This window comes from Roseibium sp. (genome assembly GCF_965232425.1).
In the GTDB taxonomy this organism is placed as follows: domain Bacteria; phylum Pseudomonadota; class Alphaproteobacteria; order Rhizobiales; family Stappiaceae; genus Roseibium.
Genome location: NZ_OZ246971.1, coordinates 330,802 through 348,689, shown reverse-complemented (window position 1 = coordinate 348,689; position 17,888 = coordinate 330,802). Strand labels below are relative to the sequence as shown.

The following is a 17,888-nucleotide window of genomic DNA, read 5'->3' as shown; positions in this document are numbered from 1 at the left end:
AGCGCGGTGGGGCGATTGAAATAACTTTAATTTTTCGTGGGGCTGAGGCCTGATCCACAATTTTAGGATGTGCCGGGTTGAGGCTGCGCGTATCCACAATCGCAGCCGGTTACGATGGTGCGCCGGGTGTGTCAATCGGCGCGGCGAAACAGGGCGCCGGATCTGCTAGACCACACCGATGAAACAAGTGGGGTATTCGTCATGAGCATGTCCGACAAGCTGCCGGCGGAAAGCAGCCTGAACACCTATTATTCGTCGCGGGATTTCATGGATGTCTTTTCCGTGTCGCTCAAGGGGCGCGAGGATCTCGTCAACGCAGACATACGTGTTCTGGCCGATCACATGCTGATGGCCGATATTGGCTGGATGAACGCGCTGCTGTCGCTTCGGGACACACTGGTGAAGCCGCTCGGGCTGAAGACCACGACGACACTCGCGCTCGAACAGTCCGGCAAACCGGTCGCGGAGCGGGAGCCTGGAGACAGGATCGGCTTCTTCAGGATCTACCAGGTCAGCGACAACGAGATCGTTCTCGGCGAGGATGACTGGCACCAGGATTTCAGGCTGTCGATCTTCCGCAGCGAATGGCCGACGCCGCGCGTTTATGCCTCGACCTGCTGCAAGCGGCACAATCTCTTCGGCCACGCCTACCTTGCGTTGATCCTGCCGTTTCACAAGAAAATCGCTTCCTCGGTGCTGGATAACGCGGTTCGCCAGGAATTGTCCGAGGCAGCCTGAACATCCCCGCGCGCCATTGTGCCGGCTTTTCTTGCCGGACCGAGGAAGTACGGGAAAACGCCGGTTTTCGCCCCTGCGGTCTTTGCAATGATTTCGGAATCGTGCTGACTCGCGGACAGTAGCTGAGCAGGAGCGGAGTGATTGCAGCGCTTCAACGCGCTGATCATGTGTGCATGACGGTCGAGATCGATATCGGGGAAATGACGAGCGGCGCGCGCGCCGGGCTCGATCTGGAAGAGTTGCTGGCAACGCGCCTTCTCGTTCAGGGCAATTCCGGGTCGGGAAAGTCGCATCTGCTCCGCCGTCTGCTCGAACAGTCCGCAAGCTGGGTCCAGCAGGCCATCATCGATCCGGAAGGCGATTTCGTGTCGCTGGCCGAGAAGTTCGGTCATGTCGTCGTCGACGCGGTCGGCACCGAAAAGGATCTGCAGATGATCGCGGGAAGGGTCCGCCAGCACCGCGTTTCCGTCGTTCTCAACCTGGAAGGCCTCGACGCGGACCGCCAGATGAAGGCGGCCGCGACCTTTCTCGACGGCCTGTTCGATGCGGAAAGGGATCTCTGGTACCCGATGGTCGTCGTCGTCGACGAGGCGCAGCTGTTCGCCCCGGCAGCCGCCGGAGAGGTGACGGAAGAAGCGCGCCGGCGCTCGCTCGGAGCCATGACCAACCTCATGTGCCGGGGCCGGAAGCGCGGGCTGGCCGGCATCATCGCCACGCAGCGCCTCGCCAAGCTTGCCAAGAACGTCGCCGCCGAAGCGTCCAACTTCCTGATGGGCAGAACCTTTCTCGATATCGACATGGCACGTGCGGCCGATCTTCTCGGAATGGAGCGGCGGCAGGCGGAGAGCTTCCGCAATCTCGACAGGGGCAATTTCATCGCGCTCGGCCCGGCCCTGTCGCGGCGTCCCGTTCCCATCAGGATCGGTCCGGTGGAGACCATGGGGCGCGGCGGCAGTCCGAAGCTGATGCCGTTGCCGGAGCAGCCGAAGGAAGATGCCAAGGATCTGATCTTCACCCCCGCAGTGGGCGAGGCACCACCGTCACGACCCCGCTTCCTGGAACCCACCGTCTCCACCGGCGAGGTTCTGGACAGGCTTTCCAGTGCCGAACAGGCGAATGACGACGCCGAACCGCAGGCGGACAGCCTGCTGGACTTCGGCGAACGGGAAGAAAAGATCGCCGAGATCATCGCCGGTATTCTGGAAGACGAGGAGGCGGCCTTTCAGCCGATCGCAACGCTCTACCAGGACTTTCAGGTCCGCTGCCGGATTGCCAAGCTCGCAGGCGGACCGCCCGATCTGCAGGCTTTCCGGGAAAAGCTCTCGGTTGCCCGTGCGGGCATCGAGAAGGGCGAGATGGATGACGGTGCCTGGTCACAGGCGGAACTGATCGCGGGCGAACTGCCCGACGACATGCGCGGCGTCTACCTGCTTCTTGCCAAGGCCGCACTGGCCAAGGCGCCGTGCCCCGGCAACATCGAGATCGCCACCGCCTACGGAACGCGGTCCCCGGGACGGGCCCGCTGGCTCCTGAGCCACATGGAAGAACGCGGATTTCTCGTCTGCGCGACGGATCTGCGCGGCAATCGGATCGTGACTCTGACCGATCTCGGCTGGCAGACGGCCCCGGGCGACGAGGCAGCAGCCTAGACTGACCTCTTGCGAGGTTTGCAATAAACCGGAAGCCACGAAAATGTCATTCAGCCTTGTGTTGAACCGGCCGTCGTGTTTCCCAGCTAAGTCACGTGCAATTGATCAAGAGGACCCAGGATGATCCGGCTGATTCTGCTTCTGTGCTCCCATGGCGCCATGCTGGCCGCGGGTTTCGCTCTCGGCGTCTATTTCCTGCCGATCCTGACAGAACCGCAGGGGCCGGACGAAGCTGTTCTGGCGGAGGCGGCCCAGGGCGCGCAATATGAGGTGAGCCTGACAAGGGACCTTGCAGGCAGCGACTTCCTGCACTGGGGCGAGGGCACGGTCAGTCTCTCGCCGGATCGGATCGTGCACACGGGAGAACTGTCTCCCGGTCCCGATTACAAGCTTTATCTCGTCAAGGAGTTCGTTGAGGACGAAGCAGGTTTCCTTGATCTCAAGGATACGGCGGTGCAACTTGGCGACATCAAGACCTTCGACGGCTTCATCGTTGATGTTCCGCCGGATGTGAGCATCGACGACTATACGACCGTCCTTGTCTGGTGCGAGGCATTCGGCGAGTTCATCACCGCCGCAAAATACCGCTGAGACGCCTTACGCCAAGAACCAAAAGGATCAGATCGCCGGCCTCATGCGGCGCTTGGCATCTGCAGACGGGTCCACTTCGACAGGTTTGAGCGCAAGAAGGTATTCCAGCTGTGAAAGCTCCAGGGTGATGCCGTCGATGGTCCGGGCCAGAACGTTTTCCATGTAGCTGCCCGCCGGTGCGCGGTCGCGGATCTCAACCGCTCGGTCCTTCGCCTTGCGCAGGTAGGCGATCATCTGCGTGACCTCCGACCGGGTGACATCGGTCGTCGGCGGCAATTCCCGGCTGGCTGCCTCAGATCGCAGGATAGCGGAATACTGACCTTGCAAGGGGCTGACAAACTGCATTGCTCACCTCAAATGTTCTTGATTTGTTCTATTTAACTCAAATGCGATTTTTGATCAAGACGGCGCGCCTCAGATTCCGCGACGATTGGGACGGGGGATGCGGCGGCGAGCGGGAAATCTCAGCAAAATCAGTGGCCTGAAAATTCCTATCCGATGGTTCTTGAACTTGCATATCAAATTGGTTACATATGTAACTAATTTGGCCCCGGACCGGGAGGACATCATGGATCAGAGAACGGACAGCACGCGGGATTTGACTGGAAACGGGCACAATTCCGGAGCCTTCGACTACATGCCGGGCTTCGGCAACGACTTTGAAACCGAAGCGCTGCCGGGGTCCCTGCCGCAGGGCATGAACAGCCCGCAAAAATGCGCCTACGGGCTATACGGCGAACAGCTATCCGGCACCGCGTTCACCGCCCCGAGCCATCAGAACGAGAGAACCTGGTGTTACCGCATCCGTCCGTCGGTGAAGCACACCAGCCGGTTTGAAAAGATTGAGCTGCCCTATTGGAAAAGCGCGCCGAACATCAACGAGGACGTGATCTCGCTTGGCCAGTATCGCTGGGACCCGGTTCCGCATGCCGAGGAGGAGCTTTCCTGGCTGACGGGCATGCGCACCATGACCACGGCGGGCGACGTCAACACCCAGGTCGGCATGGCGAGCCACATCTATCTCGTCACGAAATCCATGGAAGACGAGTACTTCTTTTCCGCGGACAGCGAACTTCTGGTCGTGCCGCAGGAAGGTGTTCTGCGCTTTTGTACGGAACTCGGCGTGATCGAGCTGGAGCCCAAGGAAATCGCCATTATTCCGCGTGGCCTTGTCTACAGGGTCGAGGTCGTGAAAGGCCCGGCGCGCGGTTTCGTCTGCGAGAACTACGGCCAGAAATTCGAGCTGCCGGGCAGGGGACCGATCGGGGCCAACTGCATGGCGAACCGCCGCGATTTCAAGACGCCGGTCGCCTGCTTCGAGGACCGCGAGGTTGCCTCCGTATTGACCGTGAAGTGGTGCGGCCAGTTTCACCAGACAAAGATCGGGCACTCGCCGCTCGACGTCGTTGCCTGGCACGGCAACTATGCGCCCTGCAAGTATGATCTCAGGAACTATTGCCCGATTGGCGCGATCCTGTTCGATCACCCGGACCCGTCGATCTTCACCGTTCTGACGGCGCCGTCCGGAGTGCCGGGTACCGCCAATATCGATTTCGTCCTGTTCCGGGAGCGCTGGATGGTGATGGAAGATACGTTCCGCCCGCCCTGGTACCACAAGAACATCATGTCGGAGCTGATGGGCAACATCTATGGGCAGTACGATGCCAAGCCGCAGGGCTTCGTTCCGGGCGGCATGAGCCTGCACAACATGATGATCCCGCACGGGCCGGACAAGAATGCCTTTGAAGGCGCGTCCAACGCGGATCTGAAGGCCGAAAAACTCGACAACACCATGTCGTTCATGTTCGAAACACGGTTCCCGCAACACCTAACGGAATTCGCCGCAAGCGAAGCGCCGCTGCAGGACGATTACATTGACTGCTGGGACAGCCTGGAGAAAAAATTCGACGGGACCCCGGAAGGAACCTGGAACAAGGGTTGAAAAACCGGTCCGGCCCTTTGGCCGGGGCACGGGCCTTGAAACACGAAAGCGGCGGTGTGCCGCCGGGGCCCTGGAAGGCGAAAATTCTGTTGGCCGGAGGGGGCCGACACGCACAAGGAGCAGAAATTCATGAAACTGGCGACGCTCAAGGATGGCAGCCGGGACGGCAAGCTGGTGGTGGTCAACGAGAGGCTGACCTATTGCACGGACGCAAGCCACATCGCACCGACATTGCAGGCCGCACTGGATGACTGGGATGCCGTTGCACCCAAGCTGGCGCTGCTCGCCGAAAGCCTGTCGCATGACGCCGTGCCGACCATCCGGTTTCACGAGCATGACGCCCTGTCGCCCCTGCCGCGTGCCTACCAGTGGGCGGACGGCTCCGCCTATGTCAATCACGTCGAACTGGTCCGCAAGGCCAGGGGTGCGCAGATGCCGGACAGTTTCTGGACCGATCCGCTGATGTATCAGGGCGGGTCCGACACGTTTCTCGCGCCGCGCGATCCGATCCGCATGCGCGACGAGGCCTGGGGCATCGACATGGAGGGCGAGATTGCCGTTGTCACCGGTGACGTTCCCATGGGCATCAGCCCAGAGGAGGCCAGGAATTCGATCCAACTGGTGATGATCGTCAACGACGTGTCGCTGCGCGGACTGATCCCGGCCGAACTCGGCAAGGGCTTCGGCTTCTTCCAGTCGAAACCGTCTTCCGCGTTTTCGCCCGTCGCCGTCACGCCTGAGGAGCTTGGCGATGCCTGGCAGGACGGCAAGCTGCATCTGCCGCTCAACGTCGATCTGAACGGTGCGCCGTTCGGCCGGGCTCAGGCCGGTGTCGACATGACCTTCGATTTCGGCCAGCTGATTGCCCATGCCGCCAAGTCGCGCAACCTCGGCGCCGGCACGATCATCGGCTCCGGCACCGTTTCCAACAAGCTTGATGGCGGACCCGGCAAACCGGTATCTGAAGGCGGTGTCGGCTATTCCTGCATTGCCGAGATCCGAATGATCGAAACCATCAATGACGGTCAGGCAAAGACACCTTTCATGAAGTTCGGCGACACGGTCCGCATCGAGATGCTGGACGCGGACGGGCATTCGATCTTTGGAGCGATCGAACAGACAGTTGAAAAAGGCTGACGCAGGAACCCTGCGACTGGATTTCATATGAGACGCCGGTGCCACACCGGTGCCGCACACAAACGGAAATTGGCCCCGGGAGGTCACATGAGCAAGCAATTCGCATCCGCCGGAGACATGGCGGAAAAGGAAATCTCCTTTACCGAAATCGGCCGGGATCTCTGGGCTTTCACCGCCGAGGGCGACCCGAATTCCGGCGTCATCATCGGCGATGACAGTGTCATGATCATCGAGGCGCAGGCGACCCCGCGCCTGGCCGAAAAGGTGATCGAGAAGGTGCGTTCCGTCACCGACAAGCCGATCACCCATCTCGTTTTGACCCACTATCACGCCGTGCGCGTCCTGGGAGCGTCCGCCTATGGCGCTCAAACCGTCATCATGAGCGAGAAGGCGCGCTCCATGGTCGCCGAGCGCGGCAAGGAGGACTGGGCGAGCGAATTCGAGCGCTTTCCGCGTCTCTTCCAGGGCCACGAGAGCATTCCGGGTCTGACATGGCCGACCACGACCTTCAATGACCGCATGACGGTCTATCTCGGCAAGCGCCGGGTCGACCTGATGTTCCTCGGCCGTGCGCACACAGCGGGCGATATCGTCGCCTATGTGCCGGACGCCAATGTCATGTTTACCGGCGATATCGTGGAGTATCACTCGGCCTGTTATTGCGGCGACGGTCACTTCGGCGACTGGCCGGGAACACTGGAACAGATCCGCAAGTTCGATCTCGACGCCATCGCGCCGGGAAGGGGCGATGCCCTCGTCGGATCCGACATGGTCAATGCGGCGCTCGATTCAACGGCGGATTTCGTCCGCTCGACCTATGAGCCGGTGGCGAAGGTTGCCAAGCGCGGCGGGTCTCTGAAGGAAGCCTGGGACGCCTGCCGTGCCGCCTGCGATGCCAAGTTCAAGGACTACGCCATCTACGAGCATTGCCTGCCGTTCAATGTCGCCCGCGCCTATGACGAAGCCCAGGACATCGACACGCCGCGTATCTGGACGGCGGAGCGCGATGCAAAGATGTGGGCGGATCTGCAGGGCTGACCCGTGAGCGCGTTTCCTGAACACCTCAGGCTGATGGCCCGCAACAATGCCTATGCCAATGAACGGCTCCATGACGCCTGTTGCAGCCTTTCGCAGAGCGAATTCGAGGCGGAACGGACGAACTTCTTTCCGTCCATTCGCGAGACCCTCAATCACATCTGGGAGGTCGACCGCTACTATCTCGATGCGCTTTGCGAAGAAGGCAGGGGACTGACGGTCTACGAGACACCGCATCTGGAAACGGCGGACGCGCTCATGACGGCGCAGGCGCTCGAAGACCGGAAGCTGATCCGGTTCTGCGACGCTCTCACGGAAGCGGATCTGAAAAGAACGGTTCTGCATGAAAGAGGTGCCAACGGTGTGCATCGGGAAACGATCGGCGCGACGCTTCTGCATCTCTTTCAGCACCAGGTCCACCACCGCGGCCAGGTGCACGCCATGCTGGCCGGAACGAGCGTGAAGGCGCCGCAGCTTGACGACTTCTTTCTTGAGTTTGGCCGCCATCCGGTGGCGGCCAAACTCATGTGACGCGTGAACTGGGAGGTTCATCTGTGACCAAGCTTTTCGAAGTGCCGCTTTACCCCTACAGGCACAGCCCTGATCAGGATGCGCCTGCGCCCGTTCGCCATCCGGTCGTCATCATCGGTGCCGGGCCTGTCGGTCTGGCCATGGCGATTGATCTTGCGCAGGCGGATGTGCCGGTACTCGTCCTCGACGACAACGACAAGGTGAGCGTCGGCTCGCGCGCGATCTGCTTCGCCAAACGGTCTCTCGAGATATTCGACCGGCTCGGCTGCGGCGATGAAATGGTCGAAAAAGGGGTCGTCTGGAACCTTGGCAAGGTCTATTTCGGCGACCGCCAGGTCTATAATTTCGATCTGCTCCCGGAAGCCGGTCACAGGCGTCCGGCCTTCATCAATCTGCAGCAATATTACTGCGAGCTCTATCTGGTCGAACGCATCAGGGCGCTGCAGGCTGAAGGCAAGCCGGTCGAGATCCGGGGCGGCAACCGTGTCGAGAACCTGCACCAATATGACGACCACACGCTTGTCACCATCGAGACGGCCGAGGGCGCCTACAATCTGGAAGCCGACTGGCTGATTGCCTGCGATGGCGCCAATTCACCGGCACGCCGCATGCTCGACCTCGACTTTGTCGGCCGGGTGTTCGAGGACAATTTCCTGATTGCCGATGTCGTCATGAAGGCGGATTTTCCGACCGAACGCTGGTTCTGGTTCGACCCGCCGTTCAACAAGGACCAGTCGGCGCTGCTGCACAAACAGCCGGACGGCGTCTGGCGCATCGACCTGCAGCTCGGATGGGACATCGACAAGGAAAAAGAAAAGAAGCCCGAAAACGTCATTCCCAGGCTGAAGCAGATGCTCGGCGAGGACGTGGAGTTCGATCTGGAATGGGTGTCGATCTACACGTTCCAGTGCCGCCGCATGGAGGAGTTCCGGCATGGGCGGGTCATCTTCGCCGGTGACAGTGCGCACCAGGTCTCGCCGTTCGGCGCACGCGGAGCCAATTCCGGTTTTCAGGATGTCGACAATCTCGGCTGGAAGCTCAAACTGGTTCTTAACGGCAAGGCGCCCGAAACGCTGCTCGACAGCTACACGTTCGAACGTGAGCACGGCGCGGACGAGAACATCCTGCAAAGCTCCCGCTCGACGGATTTCATCACGCCGAAATCAGAGATGAGCCGGATCTTCAGGGACGCCGTCCTGGATCTGTCCGAGCACTACGCATTCGCGCGCCCGCTGGTCAATTCCGGGCGGCTGTCGGTTCCGTGCGTCTACGACGGGTCGCCCCTGAACGGTCCCGACGCGGCCACGCTTCCCGAACGCACCCGGCCCGGAAGTCCCGCCGTGGACGCCCCCATCGGCGACGGCTGGCTTCTTGAGGATCTCGGCGGCGCGTTCTTGCTCCTCGGGATCGGTATCGATGTCCCGGAACGTCTGGAAACGGGCGGGATCGTCATTGAAGGCCTGTCGATCCCGGAGGACGCCGTCGGTCCGGAACTAAACAACCGTTACCTGGGCACATCTGAAAGAGCGGTCTACCTGATCCGTCCGGATCAGCATGTTGCCGCACGCTGGCTAGAATATTCCGAAAAAGACGTCGCGACCGCTTTGAGAATTGCAACGGGATGGCAAGGACAATGACACCTGACTTAACCGCACCGAAACTGGAAACCCCGGACGCGTTCTACGCCGATTTGCTCGCAGCGCATGAAGATCTCAGCAAGGCGGAGAGCGATGCTTACAACGCACGTCTCATTCTCCTGATGGCCAATCATATCGCGGACGCAAATGTTCTGAGGGAACTGCTCGACGCGGCGAAACGGAAATAGGCATTTTGTCTCTTTTCGCTCCCGGACGGCCCGGGCTGCGGCAAGCGAATCGCACACTGGGCGGATAATCAAAACCAATGGTGGCAATGCGTGTTTCATCAACCGCATTTTTAGGCGCTGCTATTTATTTTGGGGGCGAACGCCTTAAACAATTTTACCGAGTATCCGATTGCAAAGAAATGGATTTTCGGGCTCCATTTAATTTACCCTCATAGCCCTCGCAGTAAATTCCTTATCTTCATCAATTGTTTATCTGCTCCGACACTTACTCGTTGAAAGTGTTGGGGGATACGATGTCCAGGTTACTTACACCACTCAAGAACGCGCGCTTCGCGACCAAGGTCGGTGGCGGATTTCTCACGATGATATTGGTGGCAGCGGCTGTCGGTGCCGTCGGAACGGTGGCGATCCTGGGTTTGCGGACCCAGTCGGATATCAGCGCAAAGGCAACCGCCTCCATGGCCGGGTTGCAGCAGGTGGCGCAGGCGCAGGAAGCGTATCTCTCCGGCGGGAGCGCGGCGTTGGCGGTTGCGGCCAACGGCCAGATCGAAAATCTCGAGGCATCCCTGCAGGTCCTGAACAAAGCGTACGGCAACAGCACGGCGCAGAACCCGACAACGCAGGCCATATCACTGGTCGGCCGCCTTGGAACGGAATTCGAGGGGGTGGTATCCGCAGTGGATGGCCGCCAGGTACAGGTCGACAAGCTGCTGCAGTCCGCGCTTGGGCTTGAAACGCTCGCCGTTGAGATCTCCGAGCAGATGTCAAAAATCAAACGCGAGGCTGGAGCCGCGGCCAAGAAGGCGTCCGGAACGCGCAACCGCGCCGACAAGGTCGGACGCATGTTGTCTCACATAGAAGACACATCGACGGAGCTGAGCGCGTCGATCAAGAAGGCCGCGCTCTTCGGAGACCTGCCGGAAAAAGACGCGCAGATGGCGCGCGAGGAACTTGCAACGCTCGTCAAGACTGCGAAGAAGTCGGCCAAACTCAAGGTGGACGGTGTTGATCCCGCGAGTTTGAAAGGGTTGTCCGCCGCCACGGGCGCGATCGCGGACCAATTGCCTAGTACCGAAGGTGCGGACGGCGCGGCAGGTGCGGTTGCGAAGGATGTCGCCAAGAAGATCGCTGCTGATCTTGCGACCCTGCATCTTCAGGCGTCGGAACTCAGGAAGGCCGTTTATGAAGCCGCCGACACGGCCAAGAAAACGGCTGCGACCGCTCAATCGAAACTCGGCATCGTCGATCTCGTGAATGTAAACGCGTCGAAGTTCCTGAGTGCTTCTCTTGAAATCAGATCGGCAACAATGGAGTTCTTTGCAGGGTTTGAATCGATGAGCGCCGACGCGGTCAACACGCGGATCGGCATCATCAGAAACCTCGCCAACACCCTCAAGGCCGACAGTGCGGCATTTCCCGAGATCGGCGACACGGTTGCCAGGATCGATCAGGAGGTCGACGCGTTCGAAACCGAATTCGCAGGTATGGTCGCAGCGACAGATGCTTTTGAGCTTAAGCGGGAAGCGCTGATTGCGATTTCCGCCGACGTCCGCAATGTGATCACCGGACTGGCCGAGGCGCAGTCGTCGAGCGCATATGCGAGGGCGAACAGCGCACTCTGGTTCATTGCGCTCGCCCTCGTGACAGCGGTCGTTGTCGGCGGACTGCTGGCCTATGTCGTCTCGCTTGTCATCACCAGGCCGACGCGCGCCTTGACCTCTGCCATGGCGCGGCTCGCGGACGGTGACACCGATGTGGTCATTCCCGCATCCGACCAACGCGATGAACTCGGCGACATGAGCCGGACCGTTAAGATTTTCCAGGAAAATGCGAAGGATCGCGTCCGGCTGGAACACGAGACCAGGGCGCATCAGCAGGAGCAAAATGCGCGGCAATCTGAAATCGAGAACCTGATCGACGGCTTCCGACAGGAAGTGCAGGAGCTCCTCGGAGCCATGGATGAGACAGCCGCAGGCATGTCCGAAACGGCGGCCGCGCTTGGCGGGATTGCCGAGAGCAGCGCAGAGCAGGCAAGCGATACGTCCCGGATCAGTGACGATGCGTCCAACAGCGTTGAAAACGTCGCAAGCGCGGCGGAGGAATTGTCCGCTTCGATCGCGGAAATCGGCGATCAGGTCACCCGCTCCTCCGAGATCGTCACCAAGGCGACCGGTGCCGTGCACGAGACCAACGGCAAGGTGCAGAACCTTGCCGAAGCGGCGACGAAGATCGGCGAAGTGGTCAGCCTCATTCAGGCGATCGCAGAACAGACCAACCTTCTCGCGCTCAACGCAACGATCGAAGCGGCCAGGGCCGGCGAAGCCGGCAAGGGCTTTGCGGTTGTGGCGGCCGAGGTCAAGGAACTGGCAACGCAGACATCAAGGGCAACCGAGGAAATCTCGTCGCAGATCCAGACCATTCAGGATTCCACGACGGATGCCGCGACCGCGATCGCTTCCATCTCCGACACCATGGAAGAGGTCAACGGCTACACGCAGGGCATCTCGTCGTCCGTTTCCCAGCAGGGAGCGGCAACCAACGAGATCTCGGGCAACGTTCAGCGCGCTGCCGAAAGCACGCTGGCCGTGAGAAGCAACATTTCCCGTCTTTCCGATGCGGTCGAGGAGACCAGGCAGGTGTCCGGCAACGTGCTTGCCGCCTCCGGCGATCTCAGCAATCGCAGCACTGATTTGAAGAAGGGCATTGAAACCTTCCTGGAACGCGTCGCCTCCGCGTGACGCGGGCCTCCAACTCGACTCAAGGCGGCCTCCGGGCCGCCTTTTTTTTGTTCAGCCGAAGTGGATATCCACGGATCCGAACACACCGAAGTCGGCATGGATCTCGGACCCGGGCGGGCACTCGACGGGTCTGACGAAGCTGCCGGAGAGGACAACGTGACCGGGTTCGATTTTCTGACCGTATCCGGCCATGCGCCGGGCAAGCCAGGCAACGCTTTCAGCCGGGTCGTTCAACACCCCGGCACCGAGTCCGGTTTCCTCGATCTCGCCGTTACGGAACACAAGCGCCCCGACCCAGCGCAGATCAAACGCATCAGGGGCGTGCCGTTCTTTTCCGAGAACGATACCCGCGTTTGCGGCGTTGTCGCTGATCGTGTCATGGACGGTTCGCACCTTGCCGGTGTCAGGATCGGAACGCAGAATGCGGGTGTCCAGAATTTCGATAGCCGGGACGACATGGCCGGTCGCGGCAAGAACGTCGTCGCGCGTCACATCTTCACCGCCAAGCTCCGAAGTCATGACAAACGCGATTTCGGCCTCGATACGCGGCTGAATGAACCGACCTTGCCTCACGGTCGCGCCACTGTCGAATGCCATGTCGTCGAACAGGATGCCGCTGTCCGGGATATCGATTTTCAAGGCGGACTGCATCGCTTTCGAAGTCAGGCCGATCTTCCAGCCGATGACATGCCGCCCCTCGGCAAGTTTCTGCACATGGATGGCATTCTGGATTGCATAGGCATCATCCATGCCGATGTCAGGATGACGAAGGGAGAGGAGGCCGATCTGCCGTCCTGTTCTTTCTGCTTCGAGGAGATCAGCTGCTGCGCGGGCATGGTCTTCAGGTGTCATTGCTCGTCCTCGACACCGTTCCGCAAAGTCCCGATCCCCTCGACCTCGATTTCAACGACGTCCCCCGGCTTCAGATAGCGCGGCGGATCAAAGCGCGCGCCGGCACCCGTTGGCGTGCCCGTGACGATGATGTCTCCGGGCTGCAGGGTCATGAAGGTCGAGATGTAGGCGATCTCCTCGCGGATCGGGAACATCATGCGCTTCAGATAGTCGTCCTGGCGAACCTCGCCGTTGACCCGGGTGAGGATCCGGGCTTCGTCCAGCTGTGCGGCATCTGTAAATGGGACCAGCCAGGGTCCCATCGCGCCGGACCTGTCCCAGTTCTTGCCCTGGGTGACATTGAACTTTGCGTGCCGCACCCAGTCGCGGATGGTGCCTTCGTTGCACAGAGTTAGCGCCGCTATGTGATCATACGCGTCCTCGGGCCGGATGCGCCGGCCTTTCTTTCCGATCACGATCGCGACTTCGCCTTCATAGTCGAGCGTGTGGTTCTCCGGCGGGCGGATCAGCGGGCGCTCGTGGCCTGTGAAACCGCTCGCAAAACGCGGAAACAGCGACATGTATTTCGGCTGCGCGCTGCCATCCTTGTATTCGGCATTCCGGTCGGGAAAATTCACGCCGACGCAAAGGATGCGCGGAGCGTTCGGCAGGACCATTTCGTGAGTGTAGTCGGTATGGGTAACGGGGTGCGCGTTCGCTGCCTCGGCAAGGGCTGTCAGACCGCCGCCGGCAACGACGTCATGGAGCGTCGGCCAGTGCGGAAAGTGCGGCGACAGCGCGATCATGCCCTCCGGAGCGACCGCCCCGTAATAGGTATTGCCGTTTGCCGAATAGGTCGCAAAATTCACGCTAGTTTCCTCCAGACATCTTCAATGACGTCTCCGGCCATCATGACATCCTCCCGCGTCGTATCGAACTGGCCCACCTGGAACCGGATCACCTTGCGGCCTTCAAAGGCACCCTGGGTGATGTAGATGCGGCCGTCATCATTGAGAGCGTCGACGAGGCGCTGCTGGTCATTGTCATCGCCTGGGCACCGGAAGGAAAACAGGCTCAGGATGGGCTCCGTAACAATCTCGAACCCTTCCAGGCCCCGAATGTGCTCACAGAGTTCGCCCGACCATCTGACGTGATTGCGGATACGTGCGCGCAGCCCTTCGAGTCCGTAGGAGCGGATCAGGAACCAGATCTTCAACGCCCGGAACCTGCGGCCGAGGGGGATCGTCCACTCCGAGTAGTTAGTGACCGCATCGCCCGAGGTCTTGAGGTATTCGGGCTCGATCTTCAGCGTGTTGAGCTGCGGCTGCGGGTCGGCGAGAAACTGGATGGAACAGTCGAACTGGGCGCCGAGCCACTTGTGCGGATTGAAGACGATGCTGTCATAGCCGTCCACGCCCTTCCAGAAGTCTTCGCGCAGTTCCGGGCAGATCATGGCCGCGCCGGCCCAGGCCGCATCCAGATGCGTGTAGAGATCGTATTCGCGCGCAACATCCAGAACGGGACCGAGTGTATCCGACGCTCCGACACCGGTGCCGCCCGTGATCGCGATGATTCCCGCGGGTTTTTGGCCTGCCTCGAGATCGTCGGCGATGGCCACGCGCAACGCATCCACGTCAAGCGCATAGCGCGGGCCGGATACCGGCAGCTTGACCAGGTTTTCCTGGCCGATGCCGGCAACCCAGCAGGCACGGTCGATCGAGCTGTGCACCTGATCGGAACAGTAGATGCGCAGGTTGCCCTTAGCCGACAGACCGTCCCTGTTGCCGGTATAGCCCGTCGCGCGTTCCCGCATCGTCAGAACCGCCGACAGAGTTGCGGAGGACGCGCTGTCCTGGATGACACCCGTATAGCCCTCCGGCAGCCCGAGGGCCTGTCGCAGCCAGTCGACCATGACGCCCTCCATTTCCGTTGCTGCGGGCGAGGTCTGCCAGAGCATGCACTGGGCGGCGATCGTCGTAACCAGCATCTCGGCAAGCATGGAGGGAGGTGCGGCATTTGCGGCGAAATAGGCAAAGAAGCGCGGATGCTGCCAGTGGGTTATCCCCGGCATGACGATACGCTCGAAATCGGACAGGACGTCTTCCATGGCCTCGGCCGTCTCGGGTGGCATTGAGGGCAATTGCGCCGCTATGTCACCTGGAGAGGTTTGCGCACGCACGGGGCGGTCCGGCAGGGTCTTGTGATAATCCGCTGCCCAGTCCGAGATATGCTTGCTCCAGTGGGCGAACGCGTCCCAGTCCATGAATTCCTCCTCGGCGACCAGTGAATCGATCGGGCGATTATGAGCCTAAATCAGGGCGCGACAATCGGTTGGGCGGCAAGACTGGAGACCTGGATCTCTGTGCCTTCGAAAACGGAGCCTTCCTCGAACCAGCTTTTCGGCGCCGGTGCGCCCCAGAGCGTCTGGCGCTGCGAGTCCTTCAGGTCCCATTTGATGGGTTCCAGATCCGGGTCGACGGTCTGATAGTCGGAACAGTAGATTTCGATCCTGTGGCCGTCCGGGTCCCGGATGTAGAGAAAAAACGCGTTGGATATGCCGTGCCGTCCCGGGCCGCGCTCGATGTTGTCAACCCAGCCGGTCGTCGACATGAGATCCAGGAGATCGATGATGTTCAGCGGTGTCGGAACCCAGAACGCGGTGTGATGCAGGCGCGGCCCCTTGCCATTGGTGAAGGCGAGGTCGTGAACGCCGCCCTTGCGATGTGTCCATGCCGCCCAGAGCCGGCCGGTTTCCTCGTCTTCCGTGTATTCCGTCACCCGAAATCCCAACTCGTTGTAGAAGGCGACCGACTCGTCGACATTCGGCGAGAAGCAGTTGAAGTGATCGATACGCAGCGGTTTCACGCCGCGATAAAGCGCGTATTGCTGATGGATTGGGGGCAGGCGGTCCATCTTGGCGTAGAACTCCAGCGGAACACCGTGCGGATCGCGGGTCCTGAACGTCCGGGACTGAAACGGCCGCTCCACCCAGTCGACTGGCAGGCCTTTGCCCTGAAAGAAATGCGCCGCCTTGTCGAGGCTGTCTTCATCGTAGACCTTGAACCCGAGATCTCGGGCGCAGGCTGCGGATGACCTGCGCAGGACAATGCAGTGGTGGCCGCGCTCTTCCATCGCGCGCAAATAGATGGCGTCGGCGCTTTCGTCGGTGACCTGCAATCCGAGCGTATCGACATAGAAAGCCCGGCTTTTCGCGAGATCCGTGACCGCCAGTTCCACATGGCTCAGGCGCACGATGTTGAAGGGCGGGTAAAGGTTCGGGGCTGGGATCGGCATGTTCCTGTCCTGTCGGGTGTCGGTTGGTGGTGCATAGGGTTTGTTGGTTTGGGCTGTGATGCCTCAAGCGCCGAGGCGCGGGATCTTGTGGTGACCGGTGGCAAAGGCAACGTTCTTCTGTTCCATGTAGAACTCGAACGACCAGTCTCCGCCATCCCGGCCGATGCCGCTTGCCTTGACGCCGCCGAACGGGGTCGGCAGGTGACGCACGTTTTCTGAGTTCACCCAGATCATGCCCGCTTCCAGGGCGTCGGTGAAGCGGAGCGCGCGGGTCAGGTCATTTGTCCAGACATAACCGGTCAGGCCGTATTGCACGTCATTGGCAAGCTTCAGCGCATCGTCCTCGTCCTTGAAGCGGATGCTGGTCAGCACCGGCCCGAAAATCTCCTGCTGGGCGATGCCCATCTCGTTGTGCGCGCGGGTGAAGAGGGTCGGCCGGACGAAATAGCCGGTGCCGCCCACCCGCGAACCTCCGGCAGCGACAGTTGCGCCGTTCTCCCGGGCAAGGTTGAAATAGCCGGTGACCTTGTCGAAATGGGTCTTGTGGATCAGCGGGCCGACTTCCGTTTGCGGATCAAGCGGATGACCGACGCGGATCGCATTGACCCGTTCGATCAACTTCGCTTCGAAGGCGTCGGCGATATTCTCCTGCACCAGCAGCCGCGACGAAGACGTACAGCGTTCGCCGTTGAGCGAATAGATCATGAAGATCACCGCATCGAGTGCGCGGTCGAGATCGGCATCGTCGAATACAACGACGGGGTTCTTGCCGCCGAGTTCGAAATGCACGCGTTTCAGGGTGTCCGCACCCTGTTTCATGATCATCGACCCGGTTCGGCTTTCACCGACAAAGGCGATCGCCTTGATATCAGGATGTTCGGTCAATGCCTTGCCGGCATCTTCCCCGAAACCGTTGACAAGGTTCCAGACGCCTTCTGGCAACCCGGCCTCTTCCGCAATCTCCATCAGGATGCGCGCGGTCAGCGGCGAGAATTCCGCCGGCTTGTGAACCACCGTGCATCCGGCGGCAAGCGCCGGCGCGATCTTCCAGGTGGACAGCATGAACGGCGTGTTCCAGGGCGTGATGACCCCGACCGGACCGATGGGGACACGTGTCGTGACGTTCATGAGGGTGGGCGAGGGCAGGGACTGCCCATCCCGTGCGCTCGGAGCCTTGTCGGCAAAAAACCGGAAGTTTTCCGCACCGCGCAGGGCGGCTTTCGACATGAAACGAAGGGCCTGGCCGGTGTCCCAGCATTCGCACAGCGCGATTTCCTCCGCCCGTTCGACGATCTTGTCCGCGATCCTGTGAAGGATCTTCCTGCGTTCACCGGCCGCCATATCCCGCCAGGCCGGGAAGGCTGCCCTGGCTGCCCTTGCGGCGGCGTCGATATCGGCAGCACCGCCCTTGGCAACGCTGCAGATCAGGCTCTCATCGACCGGAGAATGCGTTTCGAAGGTTTCGCCGGAATGCGCTGGACATGCTTTTCCGCCGATCTGGTTGAGGATCCCTGTCTCCGTGAAACGGGCAAGATATCCGTTCAGCTTGTCGATGTTCTCACTAAGGCCAGACATGG

Annotated in this window: 16 protein-coding genes; 10 read left to right on the top strand and 6 right to left on the bottom strand. The window is 60.7% G+C overall.

All coding sequences use genetic code 11. The features are described from left to right. Positions 1 to 201: 201 nt before the first annotated feature. From ACO08A_RS01695 to ACO08A_RS01685, 3 genes are all read left to right on the top strand, one after another. Positions 202 to 738, top strand: coding sequence for a DUF2867 domain-containing protein (locus ACO08A_RS01695; RefSeq protein WP_422039544.1), 537 nt, complete (start codon positions 202 to 204; stop codon positions 736 to 738). 173 nt (positions 739 to 911) lie between these two features. Continuing rightward, positions 912 to 2,387 carry a helicase HerA domain-containing protein gene (locus ACO08A_RS01690; RefSeq protein ID WP_422041842.1) on the top strand — a complete coding sequence of 492 codons (1,476 nt, stop codon included), beginning with the start codon at positions 912 to 914 and terminating at the stop codon, positions 2,385 to 2,387. Positions 2,388 to 2,507: 120 nt separating this feature from the next. Continuing rightward, entirely contained in the window at positions 2,508 to 2,978 is a 471-nt protein-coding gene (locus ACO08A_RS01685) for a DM13 domain-containing protein (RefSeq protein WP_422039543.1), read from the top strand. A gap of 27 nt (positions 2,979 to 3,005) precedes the next feature. Here ACO08A_RS01685 and ACO08A_RS01680 read toward each other — a convergent pair whose 3' ends face one another. Beyond that, positions 3,006 to 3,323, bottom strand: a complete 318-nt coding sequence (locus tag ACO08A_RS01680) for a hypothetical protein (protein ID WP_422039542.1) — start codon at positions 3,321 to 3,323, stop codon at positions 3,006 to 3,008. Between the two features lie 223 nt (positions 3,324 to 3,546). Here ACO08A_RS01680 and hmgA point away from each other — a divergent pair, with 223 nt between their 5' ends. The 7 genes from hmgA (at position 3,547) to ACO08A_RS01645 (ending at position 12,186) form a co-directional block, all read left to right on the top strand. Next, on the top strand, positions 3,547 to 4,920 hold the full coding sequence (hmgA, locus tag ACO08A_RS01675; protein ID WP_421982076.1) for a homogentisate 1,2-dioxygenase: 1,374 nt from the start codon (positions 3,547 to 3,549) through the stop codon (positions 4,918 to 4,920). A 129-nt stretch (positions 4,921 to 5,049) separates the two neighbouring features. Then, the gene (locus tag ACO08A_RS01670) at positions 5,050 to 6,057 is read left to right on the top strand and encodes a fumarylacetoacetate hydrolase family protein (protein ID WP_422039541.1); all 1,008 of its coding nucleotides are present in this window, start codon (positions 5,050 to 5,052) and stop codon (positions 6,055 to 6,057) included. Between the two features lie 87 nt (positions 6,058 to 6,144). Beyond that, positions 6,145 to 7,095, top strand: coding sequence for an MBL fold metallo-hydrolase (locus ACO08A_RS01665; RefSeq protein ID WP_422039540.1), 951 nt, complete (start codon positions 6,145 to 6,147; stop codon positions 7,093 to 7,095). Between the two features lie 3 nt (positions 7,096 to 7,098). Further along, positions 7,099 to 7,623 (top strand): DinB family protein, encoded by a 525-nt coding sequence (locus ACO08A_RS01660; protein ID WP_422039539.1) that lies wholly within the window; start codon positions 7,099 to 7,101, stop codon positions 7,621 to 7,623. A gap of 23 nt (positions 7,624 to 7,646) precedes the next feature. Then, entirely contained in the window at positions 7,647 to 9,260 is a 1,614-nt protein-coding gene (locus ACO08A_RS01655) for an FAD-dependent oxidoreductase (RefSeq protein ID WP_422039538.1), read from the top strand. After that, positions 9,257 to 9,448: a DUF2783 domain-containing protein gene (locus ACO08A_RS01650; RefSeq protein ID WP_422039537.1), complete on the top strand. Its 192-nt coding sequence runs from the start codon at positions 9,257 to 9,259 to the stop codon at positions 9,446 to 9,448. The genes ACO08A_RS01655 and ACO08A_RS01650 overlap by 4 nt, the downstream gene beginning before the upstream one ends. A gap of 293 nt (positions 9,449 to 9,741) precedes the next feature. Then, the gene (locus ACO08A_RS01645) at positions 9,742 to 12,186 is read left to right on the top strand and encodes a methyl-accepting chemotaxis protein (RefSeq protein ID WP_422039536.1); all 2,445 of its coding nucleotides are present in this window, start codon (positions 9,742 to 9,744) and stop codon (positions 12,184 to 12,186) included. 51 nt (positions 12,187 to 12,237) lie between these two features. On the opposite strand, the gene hpaH is transcribed toward ACO08A_RS01645, so the two are convergent. From hpaH to hpaE, 5 genes are all read right to left on the bottom strand, one after another. Further along, positions 12,238 to 13,038 carry a 2-oxo-hept-4-ene-1,7-dioate hydratase gene (gene hpaH, locus ACO08A_RS01640; protein WP_422039535.1) on the bottom strand — a complete coding sequence of 267 codons (801 nt, stop codon included), beginning with the start codon at positions 13,036 to 13,038 and terminating at the stop codon, positions 12,238 to 12,240. Continuing rightward, on the bottom strand, positions 13,035 to 13,886 hold the full coding sequence (locus ACO08A_RS01635) for a fumarylacetoacetate hydrolase family protein (protein WP_422039534.1): 852 nt from the start codon (positions 13,884 to 13,886) through the stop codon (positions 13,035 to 13,037). Before ACO08A_RS01635 ends, hpaH begins: the two co-directional genes overlap by 4 nt. Then, the gene (locus ACO08A_RS01630; RefSeq protein ID WP_422039533.1) at positions 13,883 to 15,280 is read right to left on the bottom strand and encodes a pyridoxal phosphate-dependent decarboxylase family protein; all 1,398 of its coding nucleotides are present in this window, start codon (positions 15,278 to 15,280) and stop codon (positions 13,883 to 13,885) included. Before ACO08A_RS01630 ends, ACO08A_RS01635 begins: the two co-directional genes overlap by 4 nt. Before the next feature lie 50 nt (positions 15,281 to 15,330). Then, positions 15,331 to 16,311, bottom strand: coding sequence for a 3,4-dihydroxyphenylacetate 2,3-dioxygenase (hpaD, locus tag ACO08A_RS01625; RefSeq protein WP_422039532.1), 981 nt, complete (start codon positions 16,309 to 16,311; stop codon positions 15,331 to 15,333). A gap of 63 nt (positions 16,312 to 16,374) precedes the next feature. Then, a complete protein-coding gene (hpaE, locus tag ACO08A_RS01620; RefSeq protein WP_422039531.1) occupies positions 16,375 to 17,886 on the bottom strand; it encodes a 5-carboxymethyl-2-hydroxymuconate semialdehyde dehydrogenase in 1,512 nt (503 codons plus the stop codon). Positions 17,887 to 17,888 lie beyond the last annotated feature (2 nt).